This is a genomic window from Aeromonas sp. PS2Canimalfood6 (assembly GCF_048276795.1).
In the GTDB taxonomy this organism is placed as follows: domain Bacteria; phylum Pseudomonadota; class Gammaproteobacteria; order Enterobacterales; family Aeromonadaceae; genus Aeromonas; species Aeromonas caviae.
The window spans coordinates 73,961-98,728 of sequence record NZ_JBLUXC010000008.1 but is presented as its reverse complement, the minus strand read 5'-3'; the positions used below and the strand labels follow the sequence as shown (position 1 = coordinate 98,728).

The 24,768-nt window shown below is 61.2% G+C and carries 22 protein-coding genes, 4 tRNA genes and 1 pseudogene; 9 read left to right on the top strand and 18 right to left on the bottom strand.

Annotation, left to right across the window (positions count from 1 at the left end):
- Positions 1 to 154 precede the first annotated feature (154 nt).
- A complete protein-coding gene (locus ACNPAA_RS05685) occupies positions 155 to 364 on the top strand; it encodes a hypothetical protein (RefSeq protein ID WP_171865440.1) in 210 nt (69 codons plus the stop codon).
- Here the strand turns inward: ACNPAA_RS05685 and ACNPAA_RS05680 are convergent.
- The 8 genes and pseudogenes from ACNPAA_RS05680 to rsmC all read right to left on the bottom strand — a co-directional run bounded on the left by ACNPAA_RS05680 (position 361) and on the right by rsmC (position 5,210).
- Positions 361 to 633, bottom strand: coding sequence for a late competence development ComFB family protein (locus ACNPAA_RS05680; RefSeq protein ID WP_029314828.1), 273 nt, complete (start codon positions 631 to 633; stop codon positions 361 to 363). The two genes, ACNPAA_RS05685 and ACNPAA_RS05680, sit on opposite strands and share 4 nt — an antisense overlap.
- A gap of 100 nt (positions 634 to 733) precedes the next feature.
- Positions 734 to 819, bottom strand: a tRNA-Leu gene (locus tag ACNPAA_RS05675).
- 71 nt (positions 820 to 890) lie between these two features.
- Positions 891 to 976, bottom strand: a tRNA-Leu gene (locus ACNPAA_RS05670).
- 45 nt (positions 977 to 1,021) lie between these two features.
- A tRNA-Leu gene (locus tag ACNPAA_RS05665) sits at positions 1,022 to 1,107 on the bottom strand.
- Positions 1,108 to 1,161: 54 nt separating this feature from the next.
- A tRNA-Leu gene (locus ACNPAA_RS05660) sits at positions 1,162 to 1,247 on the bottom strand.
- A 116-nt stretch (positions 1,248 to 1,363) separates the two neighbouring features.
- Positions 1,364 to 2,824 carry a glycogen synthase GlgA gene (gene glgA, locus ACNPAA_RS05655; protein WP_029314827.1) on the bottom strand — a complete coding sequence of 487 codons (1,461 nt, stop codon included), beginning with the start codon at positions 2,822 to 2,824 and terminating at the stop codon, positions 1,364 to 1,366.
- A pseudogene (gene glgC / locus ACNPAA_RS05650) lies at positions 2,814 to 4,034 on the bottom strand (glucose-1-phosphate adenylyltransferase); the annotation flags it as partial. The gene glgA and the pseudogene glgC, both read right to left, overlap by 11 nt.
- Positions 4,035 to 4,181: 147 nt before the next feature.
- A complete protein-coding gene (gene rsmC / locus ACNPAA_RS05645) occupies positions 4,182 to 5,210 on the bottom strand; it encodes a 16S rRNA (guanine(1207)-N(2))-methyltransferase RsmC (protein ID WP_417891640.1) in 1,029 nt (342 codons plus the stop codon).
- Positions 5,211 to 5,508: 298 nt separating this feature from the next.
- Here rsmC and dapA point away from each other — a divergent pair, with 298 nt between their 5' ends.
- The 3 genes from dapA to ACNPAA_RS05630 all read left to right on the top strand — a co-directional run bounded on the left by dapA (position 5,509) and on the right by ACNPAA_RS05630 (position 8,896).
- Complete coding sequence (gene dapA, locus ACNPAA_RS05640) at positions 5,509 to 6,381, top strand: 4-hydroxy-tetrahydrodipicolinate synthase (RefSeq protein WP_010675753.1); 873 nt, start codon at positions 5,509 to 5,511, stop codon at positions 6,379 to 6,381.
- Between the two features lie 95 nt (positions 6,382 to 6,476).
- Positions 6,477 to 8,123, top strand: coding sequence for a diguanylate cyclase domain-containing protein (locus tag ACNPAA_RS05635; RefSeq protein ID WP_417891637.1), 1,647 nt, complete (start codon positions 6,477 to 6,479; stop codon positions 8,121 to 8,123).
- Between the two features lie 182 nt (positions 8,124 to 8,305).
- Positions 8,306 to 8,896, top strand: a complete 591-nt coding sequence (locus ACNPAA_RS05630; protein WP_180907076.1) for an HAD family hydrolase — start codon at positions 8,306 to 8,308, stop codon at positions 8,894 to 8,896.
- 136 nt (positions 8,897 to 9,032) lie between these two features.
- On the opposite strand, the gene hfq is transcribed toward ACNPAA_RS05630, so the two are convergent.
- Entirely contained in the window at positions 9,033 to 9,392 is a 360-nt protein-coding gene (hfq, locus tag ACNPAA_RS05625; protein WP_010675750.1) for an RNA chaperone Hfq, read from the bottom strand.
- A gap of 177 nt (positions 9,393 to 9,569) precedes the next feature.
- Between hfq and ACNPAA_RS05620 the strand changes: the two genes are divergently transcribed.
- From ACNPAA_RS05620 to ACNPAA_RS05610, 3 genes are read left to right on the top strand one after another with little or no spacing between them, the layout of a single operon-like run.
- The gene (locus tag ACNPAA_RS05620) at positions 9,570 to 10,841 is read left to right on the top strand and encodes a PqiA/YebS family transporter subunit (RefSeq protein ID WP_417891636.1); all 1,272 of its coding nucleotides are present in this window, start codon (positions 9,570 to 9,572) and stop codon (positions 10,839 to 10,841) included.
- A complete protein-coding gene (gene pqiB / locus ACNPAA_RS05615; RefSeq protein ID WP_039040601.1) occupies positions 10,834 to 12,480 on the top strand; it encodes an intermembrane transport protein PqiB in 1,647 nt (548 codons plus the stop codon). The genes ACNPAA_RS05620 and pqiB overlap by 8 nt, the downstream gene beginning before the upstream one ends.
- Positions 12,480 to 13,049, top strand: coding sequence for a PqiC family protein (locus ACNPAA_RS05610; protein WP_417891635.1), 570 nt, complete (start codon positions 12,480 to 12,482; stop codon positions 13,047 to 13,049). The genes pqiB and ACNPAA_RS05610 overlap by 1 nt, the downstream gene beginning before the upstream one ends.
- 66 nt (positions 13,050 to 13,115) lie before the next feature.
- On the opposite strand, the gene ompA is transcribed toward ACNPAA_RS05610, so the two are convergent.
- Positions 13,116 to 14,147 carry a porin OmpA gene (gene ompA / locus ACNPAA_RS05605; RefSeq protein WP_417891634.1) on the bottom strand — a complete coding sequence of 344 codons (1,032 nt, stop codon included), beginning with the start codon at positions 14,145 to 14,147 and terminating at the stop codon, positions 13,116 to 13,118.
- Between the two features lie 291 nt (positions 14,148 to 14,438).
- Complete coding sequence (locus ACNPAA_RS05600) at positions 14,439 to 15,446, bottom strand: SGNH/GDSL hydrolase family protein (RefSeq protein ID WP_417891633.1); 1,008 nt, start codon at positions 15,444 to 15,446, stop codon at positions 14,439 to 14,441.
- Positions 15,447 to 15,680: 234 nt separating this feature from the next.
- Here ACNPAA_RS05600 and ACNPAA_RS05595 point away from each other — a divergent pair, with 234 nt between their 5' ends.
- On the top strand, positions 15,681 to 16,061 hold the full coding sequence (locus ACNPAA_RS05595) for a YgiW/YdeI family stress tolerance OB fold protein (RefSeq protein ID WP_039040598.1): 381 nt from the start codon (positions 15,681 to 15,683) through the stop codon (positions 16,059 to 16,061).
- 57 nt (positions 16,062 to 16,118) lie between these two features.
- On the opposite strand, the gene mltC is transcribed toward ACNPAA_RS05595, so the two are convergent.
- The 5 genes from mltC to ACNPAA_RS05570 all read right to left on the bottom strand — a co-directional run bounded on the left by mltC (position 16,119) and on the right by ACNPAA_RS05570 (position 21,190).
- On the bottom strand, positions 16,119 to 17,222 hold the full coding sequence (gene mltC, locus ACNPAA_RS05590) for a membrane-bound lytic murein transglycosylase MltC (RefSeq protein ID WP_041211728.1): 1,104 nt from the start codon (positions 17,220 to 17,222) through the stop codon (positions 16,119 to 16,121).
- 119 nt (positions 17,223 to 17,341) lie between these two features.
- A complete protein-coding gene (locus ACNPAA_RS05585) occupies positions 17,342 to 17,614 on the bottom strand; it encodes an oxidative damage protection protein (RefSeq protein ID WP_010675742.1) in 273 nt (90 codons plus the stop codon).
- Positions 17,611 to 18,696, bottom strand: a complete 1,086-nt coding sequence (mutY, locus tag ACNPAA_RS05580) for an A/G-specific adenine glycosylase (protein WP_042014850.1) — start codon at positions 18,694 to 18,696, stop codon at positions 17,611 to 17,613. The genes ACNPAA_RS05585 and mutY overlap by 4 nt, the downstream gene beginning before the upstream one ends.
- Positions 18,697 to 18,863: 167 nt before the next feature.
- Positions 18,864 to 19,547 carry a GspB family T2SS assembly factor variant ExeB gene (gene exeB, locus ACNPAA_RS05575; RefSeq protein ID WP_042882413.1) on the bottom strand — a complete coding sequence of 228 codons (684 nt, stop codon included), beginning with the start codon at positions 19,545 to 19,547 and terminating at the stop codon, positions 18,864 to 18,866.
- Positions 19,547 to 21,190: an ExeA family protein gene (locus tag ACNPAA_RS05570; protein WP_010675739.1), complete on the bottom strand. Its 1,644-nt coding sequence runs from the start codon at positions 21,188 to 21,190 to the stop codon at positions 19,547 to 19,549. Before ACNPAA_RS05570 ends, exeB begins: the two co-directional genes overlap by 1 nt.
- Positions 21,191 to 21,419: 229 nt before the next feature.
- On the opposite strand from ACNPAA_RS05570, the gene ACNPAA_RS05565 reads away from it, so the two are divergent.
- The gene (locus ACNPAA_RS05565; protein WP_417891632.1) at positions 21,420 to 22,658 is read left to right on the top strand and encodes a multifunctional CCA addition/repair protein; all 1,239 of its coding nucleotides are present in this window, start codon (positions 21,420 to 21,422) and stop codon (positions 22,656 to 22,658) included.
- Positions 22,659 to 22,759: 101 nt separating this feature from the next.
- Here ACNPAA_RS05565 and ACNPAA_RS05560 read toward each other — a convergent pair whose 3' ends face one another.
- A complete protein-coding gene (locus ACNPAA_RS05560; protein ID WP_069784272.1) occupies positions 22,760 to 24,025 on the bottom strand; it encodes an inorganic phosphate transporter in 1,266 nt (421 codons plus the stop codon).
- A gap of 25 nt (positions 24,026 to 24,050) precedes the next feature.
- The gene (locus ACNPAA_RS05555; protein WP_010675736.1) at positions 24,051 to 24,731 is read right to left on the bottom strand and encodes a TIGR00153 family protein; all 681 of its coding nucleotides are present in this window, start codon (positions 24,729 to 24,731) and stop codon (positions 24,051 to 24,053) included.
- Positions 24,732 to 24,768: the final 37 nt, after the last annotated feature.

Here is a 24,768-nt window from a genome sequence, read left to right as displayed (position 1 = left end):
TTTTAAAATCCCACAAAATAGTTGATCTAATCGGCATTTTTCACTGTTCAATCGACACCGTTTGATAGCCGGAGATCCATAGGCAAGTTCGATTGCAGATGGCAACACCAAATATGATAATGGTTATCATTAATCTTTTTTCGGACCAATGCCAATGAACTGGATAGCACGCGCTCTGCTCTTGGCCGCCCTTCTGGTGGTGCTGGTCTGGGGTCAGGAGAAGGAATACGGGTTCTGGAGCCTGGGGTTCTTGCTGGCTGCCTGGGTCATGCTGGAACCCAGGCTGAGACCGGTGTTGATCCTGCTGCCGGTTGCGGGAATGACAGGGGTCGTCACTCTGCTCTGGCAGCAGGGCTGGCATTAAGCCTGGCGAGTGGGGACGGCCTGGATCTTGTCGTAGGCCTGGCGCAGGGAGGCGATGACCTTCTTCTCCATCTCGCTGCGTTCGGCGTCTGTCGTGAAGTAGATCATGTCGACATCGTGACGGATGTAGTGTGAGGGAAGCTGGTTGAGTGTCAGGCAGCAGAGGTCTGCCAGCTGATAGGGGGTCAATGTTCGAGCCAACCCCTGCTTTTCTATCTCCTTGAGCACCAGATGCTCATAGAAGTTGTGAATATCGGTATCCAGGATCATGGGAAAACCCCCGTGGTGGCGCAGCATCTTCAACAGCATAGCCATGGGGCATGAAAACACAAAAGGCCCGTTACTCTCGTAACGGGCCTTTGCAGAATGATGGTGCGAAGAGAGGGACTCGAACCCTCACATCCGTGGGACACTAACACCTGAAGCTAGCGCGTCTACCAATTCCGCCACCTTCGCACACTGATTTTCTCCAGCTGGTTTTTAAATGCGGTTGGAGCGCATTTTCTGCGTTTTACATGCCAGAAGCATGGTGCGAAGAGAGGGACTCGAACCCTCACACCCGGGGGGCACTAACACCTGAAGCTAGCGCGTCTACCAATTCCGCCACCTTCGCACATCGGGTTATCAGTCTGGATTTACATGCTGTCTGACAAAAGCATGGTGCGAAGAGAGGGACTCGAACCCTCACACCCGGGGGGCACTAACACCTGAAGCTAGCGCGTCTACCAATTCCGCCACCTTCGCACATCGGTTATCAGTCTGAATTTACATGCCGTCTGATAAGAGCATGTTGCAGTATGGTGCGAAGAGAGGGACTCGAACCCTCACATCCGTGGGACACTAACACCTGAAGCTAGCGCGTCTACCAATTCCGCCACCTTCGCATCACTGCGGTGGGGGATTCTATAGAGTTTTGGGGGGGCGTCAACAGCCAAAGGGGACTTTTTTCGCTGTTGACGGATAAAGGCGTGCCAAGGGCACAAAACTTCAGCAATCGGCGTCAGACGGTGGCCAGCGCATCCTGATACATCTGTTCGTACAGGATGACGGAGTCTGCCCAGTCGAAGCGGGTGTTCATGGCGTGGTGCTGCACACGGGCAAAGCGTGCCGGTTCCTGCAGATAATGGAGCAGGCTGCGGCGCATGGCATCGAGCAAGGTGCTGGCAGTGGGATCGTTGAAGCAGAAACCGGTCGCGTGCGTCGGGTCGGCATCCCAGTCCACGACGGTATCTTTCAATCCGCCGACGGCCCGCACCAGGGGCAGGGTGCCATAGGCCAGACTGTACATCTGGTTGAGCCCGCATGGCTCGAACAGAGAAGGCATCAGGAAGAAGTCGGCGCCGGCCTCCACCAGGTGGGCCAGACGGTCGTCATAGGCATTGATGAAGGCAAACTTGTCGGGATGCTGCTGGGCAATGCTTTGCAACTGGGCGGCGAGAGAGGGATCACCGGAGCCCACGATCACTACCTGGACCTGATGTTGCAAGAACTTGTCCAGGGCCGGGATCAGCAGGTGTACTCCTTTCTGCTCGGTCAGTCGACACACCATGCCATAGATGGGGAGGTTGCCGACGGGGAGCCCCGTCTCCTGCTGCAGGATGCGCTTGCAGGTGTGTTTGCCATCCAGGTTGTCGGCATCATAGGTGGCGGGCAACAGAGGATCGAAGGCGGGATCCCAGTCCTGATAGTCACAGCCGTTGAGGATGCCACGCAGGTCAGCAGCCCGCTGCTGGAATACGCTGGCCATGCCGTGAGCGCCCGGGTGCGTCAGCAGCTCGCTGGCGTAGTTGGGGCTGACCGCATTGATCTTGTCTGCGTAGAGCACACCGCACTTGAGCAGATTGATGTGACCATAGTCGTAGTTGATGCGCTGCTCGTAGTCGTGGATTTCCGGCACGGCCCAGAACTGCTGGCGATCGAATACCCCCTGAAAGGCCGCGTTGTGAATGCTGATGACCGACCGGGTGCGCTGGAAGAAGGGGTTGTGGGCATGACGGGTTTTCAGCAGCAGCGGCAGCAGACCGGTGTGCCAGTCGTTGCAGTGGGCGATGTCGGGAGCGAAACCCAGCTGTTCGCACGCATGCAGAGCCGCCGCGGCTAGAAAGGCAAAGCGTTCACCGTTGTCGGGATAGGCCTGGTTGTTCTCGGCATAGAGCTGGGGGCGGTCGAAATAGTGCGGGCAATCGAGCAGATAGACGCAGATCCCGTCCAGTTCCAGCTGATGGATGCGATAGCTGATATCACTGCGATCCTGGGGGGTGGGGAGCCAGCGCGAGGCGAGGAGGGTGGCCTCGTCCCGGCGCTTGATGGTCTTGTAGAAGGGCATAATGATGCGCACATCGTGCCCCTGACGGGCGAGATGCTGCGGCAGGGCCTTGGCCACATCCGCCAGGCCCCCGGTCTTCACCAGCCCCTCAACCTCCGAGGCTACAAACAGGATTTTCAGTGGGTTAATAGCCAACTCTTGCTCCCTTAGGTACCACGACGATACCGCCTTCGGATACGGTAAACCGCTCTCTGTCATGGTCCAGATTCTCACCGATCACGGTGCCGGGTGCAATTTCAACGTTTTTGTCGATGATGGCGCGGCGAATGGAGCAACCTTCGCCGATTTTCACATCCCCCAGCAGCACGGATTCACTGATGTGGCTGCAGGGGCCTATGTTGCAGCGAAATCCCAGTATGGATCGCTGGATCTGGCTGCCCTGAATGAAGCAGCCACCGGAGATCAGGGAGTTGGCGATCTTGACTTTGCAGTCGTCGGTATCGATGAAGGTGGCGGGGGGCAGGGGCGGGTAATGAGTGTGCAGCGGCCACTTGCGATTGTAGAGAGAGAAGGGGGCATCGTCGGCCACCAGGTCCATGTGTGCCTGCCAGTAAGAGTCGAGCGTCCCCACATCGCGCCAGTAGACGTTGGGCTTCTCGCCCGGGATCACGTTGGTGCTGTAGTCGTAGACGTAGACGGGGGCACGGGGGAACAGGCTGGGAATGATGTCCTTGCCGAAATCGTGACTGGAGTTCTCCTCGGCGGCATCCCGCTTGAGCTCCCGATAGAGGGCCTCGGTCTCGAAGATGTAGTTGCCCATGGAGACCAGGGCCTGGGTGGGGTCGCCGGGGATGTGTTTCGGGTGACGGGGCTTTTCTTCAAAGCCAATCATGCGCCCTTCCTGATCCACCTCGATCACCCCGAAGGCGCTTGCTTCCTCGATGGGCATGCGCAGTGCCGCGACGGTCAGGGCGGCCGCTTTCTGCTTGTGGAAGCTCACCATCTGGCTCACGTCCATCTTGTAGATGTGATCGGAGCCGAAGATGCAGACGTGTTCGGGGTCGGAGATCTCGATGAAGCGCAGGTTCTGGTAAATGGCGTCTGCGGTGCCGTCATACCAACGTTTGCCCATTCGCATCTGGGCCGGAATGGGGTCGATGAAGCGATCCGTGATGCCGACGATGTTCCAGCCCTTCTTCATGTGCAGATAAAGGGACTGGGACTTGAACTGGGTGAGTACATAGATGCGCAGGAAGTCGGCGTTGACGAAGTTGTTGAGCACGAAGTCGATCAACCGGTAACTGCCGCCAAAGGGCACGGAGGGTTTGCTGCGGGTGGTGGTCAGCGGTTGCAGTCGGGTACCTTCACCGCCTGCCAGTATCATGGTGAGTATGCCTGCCATCGTCGTTCTCTCCCTGAGATCATGATGTTGAAAAGGTTTTCATGTTGCTGCGAAAAAAACACCCCTAAAGGGGTGGTGAACGTTTTCTTGGTACCTTAACAGATCCCGTCTGGCACTCTCTACTTGTTTTATTACAACCGTTGCACTTCTTTAAGCTTTGCTCAGATACACCTTGAATTTGGCGTCGCCCGCGATCACCTCGGTCTGTTTGAAGTGCGCATCCAGTATAGGCTGGTATCGCAGGAAGGCATTGGCGACTATGGTCAGGGTGCCATTTGCGGTCAGGTACTCAGGAGCCTTTGCCAGGAAGGTTTCGGTGGCGGCGTAGAAGGTCTTGAGCCCGGCATGGAAGGGGGGATTCGAGACAATCTGTTGGAATGTTTCGGCAATGTCGGAATAGACATCGGAGGCATGAACACGTCCGCTCAGACCGTTGACCGCCAGGGTTCGGCGGCTGGACTCCAGTGCCAGGGCATTGATATCCACCATGGTGACAGCCAGGGCCGGGTTGCGCTTGGCCAGCACGGAACCGATGACGCCGGCACCGCAGCCAAAGTCGAGCAGCTTGCCCGTTACGGGGGGGAGGCTCGCCAGCAGCATCTGGGTGCCGAGATCCAGGCCGTCTGCACTGAAGACCCCGGGCAGGGCCATGACGGTCAGGGTGGTGTCGCCCGCCTGGCACTCATAGCGACTGAACCAGGCGTCCAGCTCGAAGGGGACGACCGGTTTGTCGAGCGTGCCGTGGTAGAGAGAGCAGCGGCGCGCAGAGTCGCGCTTGATCGGTTTCTCGCCATAAGGTGCCAGCAGCTTGTCTGCCCCGTTGATGCCGCCCCGGTTCTCGCCGGCGAGGAACAGGTCGGCCCCGCTTTCGAGCAGCGGCGTCATCATGGCCAGCAGGTATTGCGCCTCGGCCTTGGCCTTGGGCATCAGCAGCAGCAGGGCATCGAATCGGGGGGCGCCACCCAGCTGGTGATCGAACAGGATGGCGTCTCCCAGAACGGCCTGCTGGGTGCGGTAATAGCAGTAATCCGTGGTGAAGACGGTCAGGCTTTGTGCCAGCTCGGCCAGTTGACGAGGATAATCATCCTCCAGGGCACCGCACACCAACAGCCGCTTGCCGACAAAGAGGGCTTGGTTACGTTCCAGCATCTGACTGACGGCACTGTTTTTCTGGCTGATGGCTCCGGCAGGGCGGCTCATTGGGTCTCTCCACGCATTTTTGGGCGGCCATTATACATGGCCGCTTTCGCCTTGACATTTATGCCGTGTTCCCGAAATATGCCCAGACGCCTATTTACCCAGAGATGATGCAATGCGGTCATGCGTATCGAAACGAAAGCATAAACATAGCCTGACAATCGGGCCTGCTGGCGTGCGCGCGTAACCTCTCATCCCTGAGACGATTCAAGCCCCGGTAGCGACTCCCGTACCGGGGCTTTTTATTGACCAATCCATCTGTTTAGGAGAAGGAAATCCCATGTTTCAAGGTTCGATAGTTGCCCTGATCACCCCATTTCGACAGGGCCAGCTGGACGAGGCCGCACTGGCTCGCCTGGTGGAGTGGCACATAGAGCAGGGAACCCATGGCATAGTGCCGGTCGGCACGACCGGGGAGAGCCCGACCCTGACCCACGATGAGCATTGCCGCGTGGTGGAGCTGGTGGTCAAGCTGGTGGCCGGGCGCATTCCCGTGATCGCAGGTGCAGGCTCCAACAACCCGGTTGAAGCCATTGAATACACCCGCTATGCCGAGCAGATGGGAGCGGATGCCACCCTGCATGTGGCCGGTTACTACAACCGCCCCAATCAGGAAGGGCTCTACCACCACTTCAAGGCGGTGCACGACGCCACCACCAAACCCATCATCGTCTACAACATTCCGCCCCGCGCCATCGTTGACGTGCAGCCGGCGACCCTGGCCCGTCTGGCCGAGTTGCCGCGCATTGCCGGCGTGAAGGATGCCACCGGTGATCTGGCCCGCCCCTGGGTTGAACGCCAGCTCATCAAGAAGCCGTTTGCCTGGCTCTCCGGTGAAGATGCCACCGCCGTGGCCTACAACATCGGTGGTGGCCAGGGTTGCATCTCGGTGACGGCCAACGTGGCCCCCAAGCTGGTGGCCGAGGTGCAGAACCTGGCGCTGGCCGGTGAGTGGCAAGCTGCCCGCGAATTGCAGGACAAGCTCATTCCGCTGCACCAGGCCATGTTCGCCGAGCCGAGCCCCGCAGGGGCCAAGTATGCGGTCTCCCTGCTGGGTCTGTGCAGCGAAGAGTGCCGTCTGCCGGTGATGCCGTTGTCGGAAGCTACCCGCGAGCGGATCCGCGCCGCCATGCAGGCATTGGATCTGTTGTAAAAACTGGGCTCTGGATCTCGCTTTTGATCGCCCGGTCAATGAATGACCGGGCTTTGTCGATATACTCGCTTGGATACAATCAAGGATGAGTCGGCATGGAAGAATGGGATCCCGAGCACTTCACCAGTTTTGAACACCTCTGTGAAGTGACGCTGTCTGCGGTCAGAGAAAAGACCGAGGCCGAACAGATCTATCTGTGGTTGCGAGCACCGACGCCCCAGCTCTATCACTATCGCCCGGAACAGGGTCTGCTCTGCCTGAGCGCTGACATCCTCTCTTCCCTCGAGTTGCCCATCCTCTTCATCGAACGTTCCCTTGCGCTCGGCCAGTTGCTGGTGGAACCCATCGCGCCGACCCGTGCCATCTGGGAGCGGGAGAGCGTCGAGCCGGAGATACCACGCCTGCGCGCCTGCTTCCCCCTCAAGCGTCACAAGGGGCTGGAGGCCGTGGTCTATCTGGAAACCCGCCGTCGTCTCGATCGCCTGCCAAGACGCCAGCAGCAGAGCATCCAGCTGCTCATGCATTATCTCGCCGCCGAGCTCGAGAGTCGGCGACTCGCGGGACAGGTGGATCTGGAGCGGGATCAGCGGCTCCACACCCAGGCAGACCTCGTGCGCAGCCAGGCCCTGCAGGACTCTTTCCTCAGCATGCTGCAGGCGCTGCATCAGGTGGGGGTCAAGCTCTCCCGCTGCGAGAGCGAGGATCGTTTGCTGCACGACGCGGTGGCACTGGCCCGCCAGGAGTTGCAGTTCGATCGCATCGCCATCTTCCTGACTGACAGTGAATTCAAGACCATGCACGGTACCTGGGGTACCAACGAGGCGGGTGAGCTCATCGACGAGCGCCATTTCATCAGCCCCATTCCGGATCATCCCACGGTGCAGGAGGCGCTGCGTCGCAAGGACTATGTCCTGGTGCTGGAGGACACGCCTCTCTATTACGAGAAGCAGGAGGTGGGTCGCGGCTGGAACGCCATGGTGTCGCTCTGGGACGGGAGTACCCCCATCGGCTGGATCGCCGCCGACAACCTGCTCTGGCGGCGCCCCCTCAAGGCGTATCAGAGCGAGATCTTCAAGCAGTATGCCGCCGTGCTCTCCCAGTTGCTGATCCGCCAGCGCACCCAGGAGAAGCTTGAGCGCTTCAATCGGGAGCTGGAGCTGAGGGTGCAGGAGCGGACCCGGCAACTGGCCGATACCAACCGGGCGCTGGAGGAGGCCAACCGGCGCCTCTCCCTGCTGTCTCTGGAAGATCCCCTGACTGGCATCGCCAACCGCCGCCAATGGGACATCACCATGGAACGGGAGTGGGAGCGGGCTCGCCGCCATCAGGGCGTGCTGGCGGTGCTGATGATCGATGTGGACGAGTTCAAGTCCTACAACGATCACTTCGGCCACGGCAAGGGGGATCAGTGCCTGCAGCGGGTGGCGGCACTGCTGCAGGATACCGAGCGGCGGCGTACCAACCTGGTGGCCCGCTATGGGGGGGAGGAGTTTGTCATCCTGCTGTGTTCACCGCAGCCGGGAGAGGCGGAGCGGCTGGCGGAGCAGATCCACCACGGCCTTGACGCCTTGCAAATTCCCCATCCGGCTTCCCGGGTGGCGGCGACACTCACCGTCAGCATCGGGTTCAGCTATCTGGTCCCGTCATCGGACAAGGAGTGGCAAACCCTGACCGAGCAGGCGGATCAGGCACTCTATCACGCCAAATCACAAGGGCGGGCCTGTACCCTGGCCTATCGCTGACACCTGCGTGGGGGCTGCCTGCCCGGCATCAGATCCATGCTGATCTGTATACGTGCGGGCTTTCAGATCCACGCCGCCCTGTATAAATGAGGTGGCAAGCGTTTCTCGCCATCTGGCGCATGGCGATGCGCCCGCGCTCTGGCTAGAATGGGGGCCCATTTTTCACAGACAGATCCTGCACCATGACCCTATCCGGATTTCAAGGCCTGGTTTTCGACCTCGACGGCACTCTGGTGGACTCCATGCCCTTGCACCTGGCCGCCTGGGAGCACACCGCCCGCGAGTTTGGCTTTCGGTTCGACGCCGACTGGTTTTATGAGCTGGGAGGCATGCCCAGCCGCAAGATAGCCCTGCTGGTGGCCGAAGTGCAGCAGATCGCGCTGGATCCCCTGGTGGTGACACGCTGCAAGACCGAACACTATGTCGCCAACCTGCACAAGGCCACCCCCTTCCCGGCCATGCTGGATCTGGTGGAACGCTATCACGGCCGGATCCCCATGGGCATAGGGACAGGTTCCCCCTGCATCAATGCCGAAGCGGTGCTGCGCAACACTGGGCTGGATCGGTATTTCCCCGTGGTGGTCACCGCCGACGACGTGGAGCTGCACAAACCCCATCCAGACACCTTCCTGCTGGTGGCGCGACGCCTGGGGGTCGAGCCCGGTCAATGTCTGGTGTTCGAGGACACGGGCATAGGCGCACAGGCCGGTGAAGCGGCCGGTATGCAGGTCTGCATGGTCAGAGAGGGAAAACCGGTCGGGTTGACCTACTGAGTAACGAAGACGAGCGGGTCAACAACCTGCTCGGGAGAGAAGCCCCACTCTCATACGGGACAGGCGAAACATGAGAGTGGGGAGCAGATGTCACTGGCTGACGCAGCGACACCGTCAGGATGGGCAGTGGCGAGATTTACTGCTCGCTGCTGCCACCCTGATTGTCGTCATAGCGGCTCGGTGCACCGTGGGGGCGCGGCGCCATGGAGACGCGTGGTTTGCGGGCGCGCTGGATGCTGACCGCAGGGCGGCCGGAGTGCATGGCGATGGTGGAAATCTTGGCCTTGTAGACCAGTTGCTGGTTGCCGTGTGCATCTGTCAGCAGCACGCTGTACTGATCGAAGCCGCTGATGGTCCCCTCCAGCTTGATGCCGCTTACCAGGAAGATGGCGACCTGGCTGCGGTTCTTGCGCAACCAGTTGAGGGCGGAATCTTGCCCGTTCCCGAGGGAGAAGGCCTGCTCAATGGTGGAGTAGCTTGGGGATTCGGTTGTCATAAATTATTGTCCCGCGGAAAAAAAGTGGCGTTTGATTGTGCTAAATGGTCACTGCCTTGTCAAAGTCATTCTCATCCCCGCCGCGGATGGTGCAACGACAGGGCTGGTGGGCGTGGGCAACAGCTGCAATAATTGGCGGTTCTGGCCCCGTGGCGGGCCTCACGCTGGGGTCTCAATTTGCATCCGGTTTCACACCAACATCCAACCACCTATACCCATGACGCAACGGCGTGCGAAGAGTGTGACCTGCTGGTGCCGGCCACCGAGCTGGCCGTGGGGGAGACGAGCAGTTGTCCGCGCTGCGGCCATACCCTGACTCGTCATCTGCCGGAGCAGGAGCGCAGGCCCATCGCCTATGGCTTTGCGGCCATCATCATGTTCGTGCTCTCCAACGCCTTTACCTTCATGTCGTTCTCGGCCAAGGGGGTGGGGCAGGAGATGACCTTCCTGCAGTGCATCACCACCCTGGTGGATCAAGGCTACCTGTTCCTCGGGGCCGTGCTGAGCATTACCCTGATCGGGTTGCCGCTGGTCTACATCGGTTCCATCATGCTGGTGCTGTGGCGCCTGGACAAGGATCTGCACAGCCATGCCCTGAGATCCCTCGGCCGCCTGCTGTGCCGGATCAAGCCCTGGCTGATGGTCGATGTCTTCCTCATCGGGGTGCTCATCTCTTTGGTCAAGCTGATGGGCATGGCCGACATCAAGATGGGGCTGTCGTTCTGGGCCTTCGTCGGCTATACCCTGTTGCTCATCAAGATGATCTCGTCCCTGGACAGGATGTGGCTGTGGCAGCGACTGTTCGGGCCGACCGCCGCCCGAGAGGTGGATCCCGAGGCCAGCGCCCTGGCGTCCGGGCTGGTGGGGTGCCACATCTGCGGCGCCCTGAATGAGGGGGATGCCCATACCTGCGTGCGTTGCGGCGATCACCTGCACCAGCGCAAACCGGGTGGCCTGAACCGCACCTGGGCTCTGCTCGTCACCTCGATCATCCTCTATATTCCCGCCAACCTTTACCCCATCATGGATACCGTCTTTCTGGGGGATGACAGTCCCTCGACCATCATGGGGGGGGTGGTACTGCTGTGGGCCATGGGGTCCTACCCCATCGCCGCCGTCATCTTCTTCGCCAGCGTGGTGGTACCCCTGGTGAAGATCCTGGCGCTGCTGTGGCTCTGCTTTGCGGTGCAAAGTGGCCAGTCGGCCTCGCCGCTGCGCAAGCTCAAGCTCTATCGCATGACCGAATTTGTGGGGCGCTGGTCGATGATCGACGTCTTCGTGGTGGCCATCCTGGCCGGTCTCATCCGCCTGGACAATCTGATGACCATCTACCCTGGCCCTGCGGCCGTCGCCTTTGCCGGGGTCGTACTGGTCACCATGGTGGCTGCCATGAGTTTCGATTCCCGCCTGATCTGGGATTTACAACAAGGAGAACGCGAACGTGAGTGAGCGTAAGACAAGGTGGAAACCGGGCTCTGATTTCATGAGTTCGGCTGCCGCTATCTGGATGGTGCCCTTGCTGGCCCTCTTCATCGGCGCCTGGATGCTGTTCCAGCACTGGTATTCACAAGGGCCGAGCTTCACCCTGACGGTGGCGACCGCCGAGGGCATAGTGGCGGGCAAGACGGTGATCCGTTCGCGTGAAGTGGAGGTGGGCCGTATCGAGACGGTGGAGCTCAGCGAGGATTACAGCCATGCCGTGCTCAAGGCTCGCCTGACCAATGCCGCCGCCGGCATGCTCAAGAAAGACAGCCAGTTCTGGGTGGTCAAGCCCAGGGTCGGGCGTGAAGGCGTTTCCGGTCTTGGCACCTTGCTCTCCGGTGCCTATATCGAGCTTTCTCCCGGCAAGAAGGGCAGGGCGCGAAGCGAATACGCCATGCTGGACAGGCCGCCCCTGGCATCCCTGGATGCCAGGGGATTGCGGCTATCCCTGTCCAGCCGGGATGCCAACGCGCTGGGCGCGGGTTCCCCCATCAGCTATCAGGGATTCACCATCGGTCAGGTCGAAGAGGCCAAGTTCCTGCCCGAGAAGAGCGAGATGCAGTACCAGCTCTTCATCAACGCGCCTTATGACGTCCTGGTGAGCAGCAACTCCCGGTTCTGGTTGACGCCCGGCTTCGAGGTCTCCATGAGCAGCGAGGGGATGAAGGTGAAGATGGACTCGCTGGAGAGCCTGATCAACGGCGGCATCACCATGGGGCTGCCTCCCGGCTGGTTGCCGGGGGAACCGGTGAAACAGAACGACGAGTTCGTGCTGTTCAAGGACGAGGAGAGCGTGCTGGCCGGTAGCCTGGATCAGTTCATCGACTATGTCTTCCTGTTCGACAATGATGTGGGCGGGCTGCATCCCGGCGCGGCGGTACAATATCGCGGCATCCGGGTCGGTACCGTCATCTCGGCTCCCTATCTCATCGACGACAAGGGCGTCCAGCTATTCAAGAGCCGGCAGATCCCGGTGCTGGCGCGCATCGAGGTGCAGCGTCTCTCCCACCGTTATGCCAATGCGGAGAAGGAGCAGTGGCGGGCCCTGTTCAACAAGCAGTTCAAGGAAGGGCTGAGGGCTAGCCTCAAGACCGCCAGCCTGCTGACGGGGGGCAAGGTGATCGATCTGAACTTCTATCCGGATGCGCCTGTCTATCAGCCGCTCAAGATGGCGGGCTATCAGGTCTTCCCGACTGCCCAGGCCGGTCTGGATCAGATCGAACGCAAGGTGAACCTCATCCTCGACAAGTTCGTCGACATGGACATGGCCACCACCCTCACTCAGGTCAACAGCACCCTGATGACACTGGACAAGACGCTCAAGCATGTCAGTGCCGTGAGTGCGAATCTGGAGCAGTTTACCGGTCAGCAGTCGACCCAGCAGTTGCCGGCCTCCCTCAACCAGAGCCTCAAGCAGTTGCAGGAGACGTTGCAGACCTATGATGCCGGTTCCCAGACCAATCAGGAGCTGCGTCAGTCGGTGCAATCACTCAACCAGCTGATGAGTGAGTTGCAACCTCTGGTCCATTCACTGAACGAGCAGCCGAGTTCGCTGATCTTTGACCGCGCTCGTCCGCGGGATCCCGAGCCCAAGCGAGGAAAATGATGAAAAAACGGATGTTGACGCTGGCCTTGCTGGGCCTGCTGGCGGGATGTGGCAGTGCGCCGACGACGCTGCATTACTATTCGCTGGATGCTGACACGGCGCCGTCGAGTGTCACCACGGCGCAGCCGCAGCACCAGTTGGTGCTGCGCCCCGTCGCCCTGTCCGGTCAGCTTGACCGGATGAGCCTGGTCTATCAGCTGGAGGGCAAGGAGTTGCACTTTGCCGAGTACCATCGCTGGGCAGGTTCCCTCGATGCCCAGTTGAACCAGTTGACCCTCAATGGCCTCTCCAGCCGCTTGCCTGGCTGGGTGGTGCGTCAGGACGGGGCCCGCAAGGGGCCTGTGCTGAGCATCTCGGTCGAGCGCTTCCAGGGGCGGCACGATGGCCGTGCCCTGCTGAGCGGTCGCTGGCGGCTGCTGACGGAGGAGGGGGTCGTGCTGCGGGATGTGCCCTTCCAGCAGGAGCGCGTCTTGCCGGCCGATGGTTATGGCACCCTGGTGGACGAATTGAGCCAGGGCTGGCAGCTGTTGCTGGACCAGATCGCGGCGGACGTGCGCTCGCGAGGCTGAGCGGCGTCGGAGCAATAAAAAAACGGGAGGCATTGGCCTCCCGTTTTTTTTATGGGGTCAGCAGGGTTATTGCTGTACTTCCGAGACGCCCTGTACCTTGACCTCTACCCGGCGATCCGGGGCCAGGCAGACGATCAGCTCACGCTTGGACTTGCTGGTGCAGCTGTCGCCCGTGACGGGGGAGTTCTTGCCCTGCCCCTCCACATTGACCTTGCCGGCAGGCAGCCCCTTGCCAATCAGGTAATCGGCAACGGTCTGGGCGCGCTGCTCGGAGAGCTTCTGGTTGTAGGCATCGGAACCGATGCGGTCGGTATAGCCGATGACGGTGGCCGAGCCATCCTTGGGTCTGGCTTCCTCGATCTGGCTGTAGAGGGTATCCAGTGCCTGGCCGGCTTCCGGCTTGAGGGTGGCCTTGTTGAAGTCAAACAGCACGTCCGAACTCAGGGTGAACTGCTTGTCGACCACCACGGGCTCGGGGGCCGGAGCCGGGGCGGGGGCCGGCACGACTGGGGCGACCTGGCCGAAGCGATAGACGGCGGCCAAGGAGAGCAGGCCGTTGTCCATGCGCAGACCGGTGTCATCTTTACTACCGTAAGGAGAGCTGTATTGGTATTCGAGGCGGGCTGCCCAGTCAAGGTTCAGGGCGTATTCGGCGCCCAGCGCACCGACAAAGGTGAAACGACTGTCACTGCCAAGCTCATCGCTGCTGGTCCAGCCGTAACCGCCACCGAGGCGACCGTAGAGATCCAGATTGTCTGCCACCGGGAAGCCGAGTTTCAGGGTCAGCTGGGCCAGTTGGGCCTCGACAGAGTCACTGAAGGCTGCCCCTTTACGAGTGCCGCTGTACTTGAATTTGCCCAGGTAGTCGTAGCCGAGCTCGACACCCAGGTTCTGGTTGATCTGGTAACCGGCGAAGGCACCGGCACCGACTTCATCATTGTCATCATCGATTTTGGTATTGGATTGGCTTTCATCCACGCCGTAGAAGTTGGACCAACCCAGTTTGGCACCGCCATACCAGGTGTTGTCTTGTCCGGCAGCCTGGGCATTGGCCGCAAGCAGGCCTGAAACCAGCAAGGTAATCAGTGTTTTGTTCATAGATGCCTCTGCAATCTTGTTGGTGGGGAGGACGAATCTGTGTCGCCTCGCCTCATGGGTTGGGCCTTGCGTTCAGCCACAACATGTTTAAACGTAGCTCGTTTTCTTTTATCTACAAGCAACTGATATAAAACATATTGTGATAACTATGCCCATCATAGGGGAGTCCGGGGAGAGAGGGGGGTAGTATGAATCCGAATTGTGACGGGTGTCATATGGTGTGTTCATTAAACAATCGATGAAGGGATCAAAACAGGCCGACGGACGTCGGCCTGCTGCATAAGAGGAGCATCACCGGGGGATGAACTCGTACTCCTGCTCGATGAAGGCAGCGGCCCGCTCGCTCAGGGCGGCGTGCACCACTGTGGTGGGATGGACCTGGTCCCAGAACATCTTGCCCTCGCAGTTCAGCTCACCCGCACTGCGGCGCGCCATGGGGGAGGCAACGGCCTGGGCCAGCAGGGGGTTGCCGGCGATGGCGAGGCGCTCCTGCGCGCTGAAGGGGGCCAGTCGGCTGTCGGTGGTGGCGCTGCGGGAAGAGAATGGTTTCCACACGTAGCCGCCGCCATAGCAGGCGTTCTCGGTGTCGCTCAGGCCGAAGTTCTGCGGCTCGCGCAGCATCTCGGCGAACTGCTTGTCGATCTCGAACAGTTTCACCATGCCGGTAGGCGCCAGCTGGCGAGCCAGGTTCAGCAACAGCTGGTTGTGGTAGGCCGAGACATGGCTGGCCGCCTCCACCACCTTCTGGCTGCGGGCCGAGGGGTTCTGGCCCAGATCCGGCAGGTTGAACAGCAGTATCTGCTTGGCGCCACCCAGCACCATGCGGTTGGCCGCGTCACTGATGGCGTCGCGCACCCGCTTGGCATCCTGCTCGGTGTTCCAGCCATAGGCCAGGTAGTCGTTGGCGCCGACCCAGAGGATCACCAGATCGTCCGGCTTGAAGCTGTCCTTCTCCAGGAACTGGGTGATCTCGTAGTCCAGGTTGTTGATCACCTGGTACTTGGGATTCCAGGAGATCTTGTTGTAGGCCACGGCAGTGGCTCCCCCTTCCGCTTCGTTGGTGATGGTCAGCCCGGGAAACTGCTGGGTCAGCTGCTCCAGCCAGACCGGGCCGTTGGAGAAGCGGCCCTGATGGTAAGGCGGGCTGGAGGGGAGGTAACCGCGCATCTTGTCGTACATCTTGCCGGTATCGGAGAGGCTGTCGCCGAACATCACGATGCGGGAGAAGGGGGGACGTGTCTCGGCGGCATGGGCCGTGAGGGCGAAGAGACCCAATAAACACAAAAGCCATTTGTTCATGTAGCTGTTCTCATGGATGGGGCAGGGCGGGCCTGCGGGCTGTTCCTCGATGGCGGCGGGCTGGGAACCCGCATGGCCAGGTGAAAAGGTATCCACTCGAATACATTTTTGCAGCATGCCGTGGCCATTTAATCGCTTGCGATCACATCACTCCTCCCTGAATGGGGAGGCTTCACGTTTGTTTCACGCGCCCCCGGGCAAGATGCCCTCATACAGCAAAGACAGGAGCATGAAATGAACAACGCAAAAGCAATCGCCCTGGTGGCCCTGATGTCCGTCTCTTCTTTCGCCATGGCGGCCTACACCGGCCCCAAGGAGCAGAACAAGGTATCGGTCGCCCAGTTGAAAGACGTGGCCGATGATCAGTGGGTGACCCTGGAAGGCAAGCTGGTCAAACACCTGGGTGGCGAAAACTACCTGTTCCGTGACGACAGCGGCGAGGTGGAAGTGGAGGTGGATGGTGACGTGTGGCGCGGTACCGAGGTGGGCCCTGACGATCTGATCCGCGTGCGCGGCGAGGTGGACCACAGCTGGAACAAGACCGAAGTCGAGGTGGAACACCTGGAGAAGGTGGGGGCAGCGCCCCTGAGCAAGGGTGGCTTCATCGCCAAGTAAGTTTTCAGGCCACAGTAAATGGGAAGGGCGCTCCAGGAGCGCCCTTCTTGCATGCCATCAGCCAGCCCGGCTTGCGACGGTTCGCTTGAACCCCTTCTCGGCCTGATTGACCTTGTAGAGATAGCGGCGAGCCTCTGCCTTGGGATGCTGTTCGGTCAGCACCTGATAGACGGCCTCGGGGGAGAGGCGGTTGATCATGCCGGGGGCCGCCTTGCGATCGTTGGAGAAGGTGTTGAGCACCCCTCCCGCACCACCGTTGTAGGCGGAGATCACCGCATAGCGGCGGGACTGGGGATCCTGGATATCCGCCAGATAGACGGTCTGCAGCAGGTGCAGGTAGGCGGTCCCCACATCGATGTTGTAGGCCGGATTGAACAGATCTTCCCTGGTCGGCTGGCCATCCTTGCCCTTGACCCTCACATAGACATCCCGCCCAGCGGTAGCCGGGATCACCTGCATCAGGCCATAGGCGTTGGCGTGGCTGACCGCATAGGGGTTGAAGCTGCTCTCGGTCTTGATCACCGCGTAGATGAGACTCTCGGCGACCCCGTACTTGCGGGAGGCATCGCGGATGATGCTGGCGTATTTGTAGCCGCGCCTGTCTTCGTGGTTGGCCACCATGGGAATGTCGATGAAGAAGATGTTGCGGATCCCGAGGGTGCGCTTCTTCATCGCGTTGGCGATCAGATAGTCGGCATAACGCTCTGCACGCCAGCTGGAGCGGATCGCTTGTCCCTGGTTGTCCAGCACCTGGCCATAGAGGAAGGGCTCGCCACCTGGCATGATCTCACGGTCGGAATAAAGGTCGACTTCTGCCGGATCGTCCGGGGTCAGCAGGGTTTCGATGATGGCGCGACGCAGGTGGGCACGGGGATCCAGACCCGAGACGGTCTCCACCATGATGTGACCGCTGGAGAAATCGATGTGGGCGCGGCTCTTGTACTGATCCGTGTATTTGACGTAGTCAAACTTGCCCGCGAACAGCGCCTCGCGCCCCCATATCTCGTTCACGTTATGGGAGAGCGCACTGATCATGTGTTCAAAACCGCGCACGTCCTTGCCGTTGACCAGATCATCATCGCCACCCCCGCTGGTCTGGGGTGTGGATGAACAGGCAGAGAGAAACAGCAGGGCGCACAGCAGCCCAAAAAAACGACCCATAAGATCCTCAAACCGGGCGGTGGGGCCGCCCGTCACTGACTGGCCTGAGCCAGGATTGGTGTCACCCTGCGGCATATTGACGACTCAGGGGGACGCTGGCCCTTTGACTCGATTCCCGCTCACTGGCTGGGAGGGGTGTAACCGTCGATCTGGACTTCACCCGCGTCGAACAGATAGCTGACCATCTCTTTTTCCAGCAACTGGCGGTGCTCGAGATTCATCATGTTCAGCTTCTTCTCGTTGATCAGCATGACCTGCTTCTTCTGCCACTCGGTCCAGGCTTCCTTGCTGATGTTGTCGAAGATCCGCTTGCCGAGTTCACCGGGGTAGAGTTGGAAATCGAGACCCGGCGCTTCTTTCTTCAGGCGCAGGCAAAATACGGTACGGCTCATGTTGACCTCTGTGGTTGCAAGTCTGGTTGTAAGTCCGGGTAGGCGAGCAGACGGGCCGTGGCCGCCGCCAATCCCACCTCGGCAGGATGGCGTAAGTTATACCAGAGTCGGGTATCCGCTTCCATGAGCAGGGGGGCGGGCGGAACAGCCATTTCGATCAGCAAAGGGCGGATATCGAGGTGGAAGTGGCTGAAAGTGTGACGAAATCCAGCGAGCTCCTGATAGGCGGCATCCTCCAGCCCCAACTCCCGCAGTCGTCCGGTCACCTCGGTGAGGGATTCCACCTGCGGGAAGCAGTAAAGCCCGCCCCAGATCCCTTGCGGCGGACGCTTCTCCAGCAGCAGCTGATCGCCGTGGCGGATGATCAGCATAATGCCGTTGCGTGCCGGAATGCTCTTCTTCGGCTTGCTGTGAGGGTAGGCGGTGGGGTTGCCCTGCGACAGCCCCTGGCAATCGGCCTGTACCGGGCAGCGCTCGCAGGCGGGCTTGCTGCGGGTGCAGACGGTGGCCCCCATGTCCATCATGGCCTGATTGTACTGGGCCACCCCGACGCGCGGGGTGAGGCGGGTCGCCAGCTCCCAGAGATCGTGCTCGACCTGCTTCTGGCCCGGCCAGCCCGCCAGCGCCAGCCAGCGGGTGAGTACCCGCTTCACATTGCCATCCAGGATGGCGTGGGGCTGGCCCAGAGAGAGGGAGAGCACGGCCCCGGCGGTGGAGCGACCGATGCCGGGCAGGGCCATCACCTCTTCCAGTTGTTCCGGAAAGAGGCCGCCGTGCAGATCGCGGATCTGCTGGGCAGCCTTGTGCAGGTTGCGCGCGCGCGCGTAGTAGCCAAGCCCGGTCCAGTGATGCAGCACCTCGTCGATGGGGGCGTTGGCCAGGGCCAGCACGTCGGGGAAGCGGGCCATGAACCGCTCGTAATAGGGGATGACAGTGGCAACCTGGGTCTGTTGCAGCATGATCTCGGAGACCCAGACCCGGTAGGGGGTCTTGTCCTGCTGCCAGGGCAGGGTCTTGCGGCCGTGGATCTGGTACCAGTCCAGAATGCGGGTGGCGAAGGTGGTGTTGTCTGAGTGGCTCACAGTGTGCTCATGTTCTGATGATAAGTCCGCCCGCCATCAGGAGGGCGATCCCCGACCCGGCGCATGGCAATGGTCGAGTGTAGGTTATTGATGAAAAAGGGGAGCTCTCGGGCTCCCTCAGAATGGGCGCTGACCCTCCCGGGGGAGGGCCACCGGATGCCGGCAGATCAGCCGCGCCAGTCTTGCAGCGCCTTGAGGCTGGCATACTGGCCGTCGACCTGCAGGACGATGTAGTCCTGGGCGATGGCTGCCAGGATGACACCGGGGGCGATCTCATTCCCCTCGCGCCACTCCCGTCCATTGAGCACGACGGCCCGCTTGGCCGGGTCGGAGGAGTAGTTGTGGGCACCATAGGTCAGGGACGGTACCTGCTGTTTCAGGGCCGGGGCCAGGGCGCCGAGGGGGATGGCACTGGTCTGGACCTGAGCCTGGGGCGCACTCTCTTCCACCAGCGGCGTGTTGTTGAGGGCGGCCATCAGCCGTTCTGCCAGACTCTGTCCCCCCTGGTTTGCGGTAGTCGCAGCCGGGGTTGCGGCAGGTCTTGGAGCGACCACGGGCTCCGGCAGGGGGGGCGGCAGCGGCCGGGTGATCATGGGCCTGGGTTCGACCCGCACGAAGGGGGGAGTCACCACTTCCTTCACTTCGACCTGCTGTTCCACGGGTTTGAGGTGATAGAGGTGCCAGCCATAGTTGGCGGCGGCGCCCATCACCAGGGCCAGGGGCACCAGGGCCCACCAGATCCAGCGGCGGTTGGGCTCCTCTTCCTGGCTCACGGGCAGACCCATGAGCGGCATATGGGGGGTGAACTGGGGCTGGTCGGCCCGGCGCAGGGCCTTGAGCAGGGTGGACATCAGGAGGCCTCCTCGACCATGGGATCCGTCTCATCATCCGCCACGCTGTCGAGATCGACCGGCGTGCTGGCTCGCAGGGATTCATCCTCCAGCCTGGGCATGGGTTCGCCGGAGGCCACATTCAGCCGCAGCAGGGTGTTGCTGCCGGCGATGCCGTCCGGGGTCAGTCCCTGCTCGCGCTGGAACTGTTGCAGCTTGTTCTTGAGGGTGGCGTCAAAGCGGCTCACCTTGCGATCGGGTTGCTGCATGGCGCGGCTAAGGGCGTTGTCCAGCCACTGCACCTGGGCAGCCCCGGCATTGCTCGCTATCAGGGGCACGTTGCCCCTGGGCATGCGCCAGAGCAGGGTGTAGCTGCCGCCCCAGGCGTCGGAGAGCCACTGCCTGTCCACCTGCCAGCTCTGGTTGCCGATGAGCAGGGAAGCCTTGTCCGCCCCCAGGCTGACCAGGGTGGCGTAATAGAGGCCGCCGGTCTCGTCGGTGAGACTGATGAGGGCCGGGTATTGCAGCGCCTGCAATTGCGCCAGGGAGGCTTCTCCCTCCTGGCAGCGCAGGCCCGCACGGGGGGCATTGTCGCAGGTTGCCTCCTCCAGCTCGGCCTGGTAGCCCCATACCTTGTAGAGATTCTGCATGGCGACGTCCGGCTCCAGCGCCTGATTGATGGCGCGGGTCAGCTGGGCCTGCTGCTCCGGCGTGTCATCCACCTTGACCGGTACCTCGACCTTGACCAGGGGGCGGGCTGGGAAGAATCCAAAGAATTGCCAGCCCCACCAGCCGGTGGCGACCAGCAGGGCGCCCACCAGGGCGACCGTGAGGCCGGATTGCCAGCTCCCCTCGTCGCGAATGCCGCTCACCTCATACGCGGACTGGCTGATGTCCCCGTGCACTATCTTGTGGCTGCCACGGGCGAAGGCGGCGATGAGGGCGCGGTCGCAGATGAGGTTGATGAGGCGGGGAATGCCCCCGGAGAGGCGATGCAGGGTCTGGATGGCCCTGGGGGTGAAGATGGGCTGGACGCAGCCTGCCACCTGCAACCGGAAGCGGACATAGGCATCCACATCCTGGCGCGACAGCGGCAGCAGGTGATAGCGGGCGGTGATCCGCTGCGCCAGCTGGCGCAGCAGGGGCTGGCGCAGCATCTGTTGCAGCTCGGGCTGGCCGATGAGCACCACCTGCAGCAGTTTCTTCTCGTCTGTCTCCAGATTGGTGAGCAGTCGCAACTGCTCCAGCACGCCGGGCAGCAGGTGCTGGGCTTCATCCACCAGCACCACGCTGCGCTTGCCTGCCGCCAGATTCGCCAGCAGATGATCCCGGATAAGGTCGAACAATTGCTTGAGGCTGGCCTCTTCGCCGTAGGGCAACTGGAATTCGTCGCAGATGGCGGCCAGCAGATCCCGCTCGGTCAGAGAGGGATTGAGGATGTAGGCGATCTCGGTGTCAGCGGGCAATTGCTGCAGCAGACAGCGGGAGACGGTGGTCTTTCCCGTACCCACTTCCCCGGTCAGCAGCACGAAGCCACCACCGTCCTGCAACCCGTAGTTGAGGTGGGCGAGGGCCTCCCCGTGACGCTCGCTCATATAGAGGTATTTGGGGTTGGGCGAGATGGAGAACGGGGGCTCCGACAGACCGAAGAACTGTGTGTACATAAGGATCCATTCCATTGTTATGGGCGGCAGGTTAAAGCCTCCCAAAAGGGATGTCAAAGACCCGGATACCATAAGGGGAGCTGGCTCGAACCACGGGCTGAGTCGCCCGGGACGATGACGGGAAGCCGCCGCCCGGCCGAGTGATGGCGAGCCTGGTGCGACGGGTTCACATCGTCTCTCTTGGCCAAAAGCGGTATCATCGTGGCAAGTTTATCGAGGGAGAGTGCGCGTGCAGATTTATCTGGTCGGAGGGGCGGTGCGGGATCGCCTGTTGGGATTGCCCCAGGGGGATCGGGATCACTTGGTGGTCGGCGCCACGGTGGAGCAGATGCTGGGTCTCGGATTCACCCAGGTGGGCCGAGACTTTCCAGTCTTTCTTCACCCCAAAACCCAGCAGGAGTACGCCCTGGCGCGCACCGAGCGCAAGCAGGGGCAGGGTTACACCGGCTTCGTCTGCCATGCCGCCCCCGAGGTGACGCTGGAGCAGGATCTGCTGCGCCGGGATCTCACCATCAACGCCATCGCCGAAGATGAGGACGGGCAACTGCACGATCCCTACAGCGGCGTGCAGGATCTGGAGGCGCGGTTGCTGCGCCATGTCTCGCCGGCCTTTGCCGAGGATCCCCTGCGCATCCTGCGGGTGGCGCGCTTCGCCGCCCGTTTCCATGCCCAGGGGTTCGTGGTGGCCCCCGAGACGCTGGGGCTGATGCGCGAGATGACGGAGGCTGGAGAGCTGGCCCACCTGACCCCGGAGCGGGTCTGGAAGGAACTGGAAAAAGTGCTGCTGGGGCCGACACCCCAGATCTTCTTCGAGGTGCTGCGCGAATGCGGCGCACTCAAGGCGCTCTTCCCCGAGCTCGATGCCCTGTTCGGTGTGCCGGCCCCTGCCAGATGGCACCCGGAGATCGACACCGGCATCCACACCATGATGGTGCTGGCGCAGGCATGTCGTCTCTCCCCCGAACTGACCGTGCGCTTCGCGTCCCTCTGCCACGACTTTGGCAAGGGGCTGACCCCGCCCGCCTTCTGGCCGAGCCATCATGGCCATGGCCAGAAGGGGTTGCCGCTCATTCGCGATTTTTGCGAGCGCTTCCGGGTGCCGAACGAGTGTCGCGATCTGGCACTGCTGGTGAGCGACCTGCACACCCATATCCACATTGCCTTCGAGCTCAAGCCCGCGACCCTGCTCAAGGTATTCGACAAGGCCGATGCCTGGCGCAGACCGGAGCGCTTTGCCCAGCTGCTCGATGCCTGTCGCGCCGACTTCCACGGTCGTACCGGCTTCGAAGAGAAGGTCTACAGTCAGCCGGACTATGTCGCTCAGGCCCTGGAGGCGGCGCAGGCTGTGCCGGTCAAGGAGATAGTGGCGGCCGGCTTCAAAGGGGAGGCAATCCGCGAGCAGCTTGCCAAGCGGCGGCTCGATGCCATCAGCCGGGTGCGCGACGAGTGGACCTTTATCGAGGAGTAAACGCTGCAGCCGATCGACGCTCAATCGACGGCGTGATATGGGCGAAGCATAAAAAAGCCCGGGTCAATGACCCGGGCTTTTTGTCGTGCGGCGTGGGCTGCTCAGGAGAAGCAGGCCTGCAACACGTAGAAGATGGCGATGGCCAGGATGGCGCCCGCGGGCAGGGTGATGACCCAGGAGACCACGATGTTGCGCAGCACGCCCAGGTTCAGGGCCGCGATGCCCCGTGCCAGACCGACGCCCATGACGGCACCGACCAGGGTCTGGGTGGTGGAGATGGGCAGACCGGTGCCGGAGGCGATCACCACGGTGGCTGCGGTGGCCAGCTGGGCTGCGAAGCCACGGCTCGGGGTCAGGTGGGTGATGCCGGTGCCGACGGTCGCCATCACCTTCTCGCCCATGGTGGCCAGGCCGATGACGATGCCGATGCCGCCAAGGGGCAGGATCCACCAGGCGATGTGGGAGCTGCCGCCGATCTCGCCGCCGGCCGCCACGATGGAGGCGACTGCAGAGAGTGGACCGATGGCGTTGGCCACGTCGTTGGAGCCATGGGCGAAGGCCATGGCGCAGGCGGTGATGATCATCAGGATGCCGAACACCTTCTCCACGTTGGCGAAGTGCATCTTGCTGTCATCTTTCGGGTTGTACTGCTGGCCGCGGATATAGATCCAGCCGGCAAACGCCACCGCGATAGAGATGGCGACGGAGAGCAGCGCGCCTTCGCCATTGCTCAGGTGCAGACCGACGTGTGTCAGCCCTTTTTTGATGGTGACCAGGCAGATGACCAGGGACGTCAGGAACATGTAGAAGGGGACATAGCGCTTGGCGTTGTCTAGGGGATTGTCCGTGTTGAAGATGAGCTTCTGCACGCTGATGAACATGAAGTAGGCGATGATGCCCGAGATGGCCGGCGTGATGATCCAGGAGCCGACGATGCCGCCAAACTTGTTCCACTGTACCGCTTCCGGACCGATGCTCACCACGGCGAAGCCCACGATGGCGCCGATGATGGAGTGAGTGGTGGAGACGGGCCAGCCGAAATAGGAGGCCAGGATCAGCCACAGACCCGCAGCCAGCAGGGAGGCGATCATGCCGAGCACCAGCAGATCCGGCGTGTCGGCAAAGGCGTTGCTGTCGATGATGCCGCTGCGGATGGTGGCCGTCACTTCGCCACCGGCCAGATAGGCACCGGCAAATTCAAAGATCATGGCGATGATGATCGCCTGACGGATGGTCAGGGACTTGGTGCCGACCGATGTGCCCATGGCGTTGGCGACGTCGTTCGCACCAATGCCCCAGGCCATCAAAAAGCCGAACAAGGCCGCCACGAGCACCAGGGTGGTGCCGTAATTCGCGATAATGTCCATTAGTAGTGTTTACCCAGTCAGTCGATTACGAACGAGCCAGCATCAATTCCAGACGGGCGCCAACGCGCTCTGCCTGATCAGCCAGGTCACCTACCCATTCGAGGATCTTGTAGAGGAACATAACGTCGATCGGATTGTATTTGTGCTCAACGGCTTGCAGCTGTTGGCGCAGTCCGATCTGCATGGTGTCAGTATCGTCCTCGATGAGATCCAGCTGGTGGATCATCTCGGCAACCATTTCAACTTCACGTCCTTTAAAGCCGGTTTCGAGCAGCTCATCGAGTTCTCCGATGGCTTTTTCGGCTTGGGCGGTCGCATCGATACAGCGTTTGAGATAGGCCATGAAATCGGCGCGCATCTCGGTGGGGAATTCCATCTTGCGGCCAAGCATGCGACCGGAAATATCCTTGGCACGGTTGGCAATCTTGTCCTGCTGGGTCAAGAGCTCCAGCAGATCGGTACGGGCGACCGGTAGGAACAGGCCGCGGGGGAGTTTCAAGCGGATTTCGCGCTTGAGGATGTCCGCTTCTTTTTCCAGCTGGGCGATCTGTTGCCGGATCTTCTCGGCATCTTCCCAGCGGTCTTCAGCGACGGCATCAAAGAAGGGAATGAGCTGTTCGCAGCACACGTGAACCTTGACGATATGCTTCTGCAGCGGCTTGATGGGGGACTTGGCAAAAAGACCCAAAATAGTATTTACTGGCATGGCCAAACCTGTGTCGGTGAAAAAACACTCGATACGA

What these genes read in the sequence shown, in the direction of transcription:
- ACNPAA_RS05585 (WP_010675742.1), bottom strand. Translation starts at nt 17,614, where the DNA reads ATGAGCCGTACCGTATTTTGCCTGCGCCTGAAGAAAGAAGCGCCGGGT.
- hfq (WP_010675750.1), bottom strand. Translation starts at nt 9,392, where the DNA reads ATGACAACCGAATCCCCAAGCTACTCCACCATTGAGCAGGCCTTCTCC.
- ACNPAA_RS05610 (WP_417891635.1), top strand. Translation starts at nt 12,480, where the DNA reads ATGAAAAAACGGATGTTGACGCTGGCCTTGCTGGGCCTGCTGGCGGGA.
- ACNPAA_RS05595 (WP_039040598.1), top strand. Translation starts at nt 15,681, where the DNA reads ATGAACAACGCAAAAGCAATCGCCCTGGTGGCCCTGATGTCCGTCTCT.
- dapA (WP_010675753.1), top strand. Translation starts at nt 5,509, where the DNA reads ATGTTTCAAGGTTCGATAGTTGCCCTGATCACCCCATTTCGACAGGGC.
- exeB (WP_042882413.1), bottom strand. Translation starts at nt 19,547, where the DNA reads ATGTCCACCCTGCTCAAGGCCCTGCGCCGGGCCGACCAGCCCCAGTTC.
- ACNPAA_RS05680 (WP_029314828.1), bottom strand. Translation starts at nt 633, where the DNA reads ATGATCCTGGATACCGATATTCACAACTTCTATGAGCATCTGGTGCTC.
- mltC (WP_041211728.1), bottom strand. Translation starts at nt 17,222, where the DNA reads ATGGGTCGTTTTTTTGGGCTGCTGTGCGCCCTGCTGTTTCTCTCTGCC.
- ACNPAA_RS05635 (WP_417891637.1), top strand. Translation starts at nt 6,477, where the DNA reads ATGGAAGAATGGGATCCCGAGCACTTCACCAGTTTTGAACACCTCTGT.
- ACNPAA_RS05600 (WP_417891633.1), bottom strand. Translation starts at nt 15,446, where the DNA reads ATGAACAAATGGCTTTTGTGTTTATTGGGTCTCTTCGCCCTCACGGCC.
- ompA (WP_417891634.1), bottom strand. Translation starts at nt 14,147, where the DNA reads ATGAACAAAACACTGATTACCTTGCTGGTTTCAGGCCTGCTTGCGGCC.
- ACNPAA_RS05555 (WP_010675736.1), bottom strand. Translation starts at nt 24,731, where the DNA reads ATGCCAGTAAATACTATTTTGGGTCTTTTTGCCAAGTCCCCCATCAAG.
- ACNPAA_RS05560 (WP_069784272.1), bottom strand. Translation starts at nt 24,025, where the DNA reads ATGGACATTATCGCGAATTACGGCACCACCCTGGTGCTCGTGGCGGCC.
- ACNPAA_RS05685 (WP_171865440.1), top strand. Translation starts at nt 155, where the DNA reads ATGAACTGGATAGCACGCGCTCTGCTCTTGGCCGCCCTTCTGGTGGTG.
- ACNPAA_RS05570 (WP_010675739.1), bottom strand. Translation starts at nt 21,190, where the DNA reads ATGTACACACAGTTCTTCGGTCTGTCGGAGCCCCCGTTCTCCATCTCG.
- ACNPAA_RS05630 (WP_180907076.1), top strand. Translation starts at nt 8,306, where the DNA reads ATGACCCTATCCGGATTTCAAGGCCTGGTTTTCGACCTCGACGGCACT.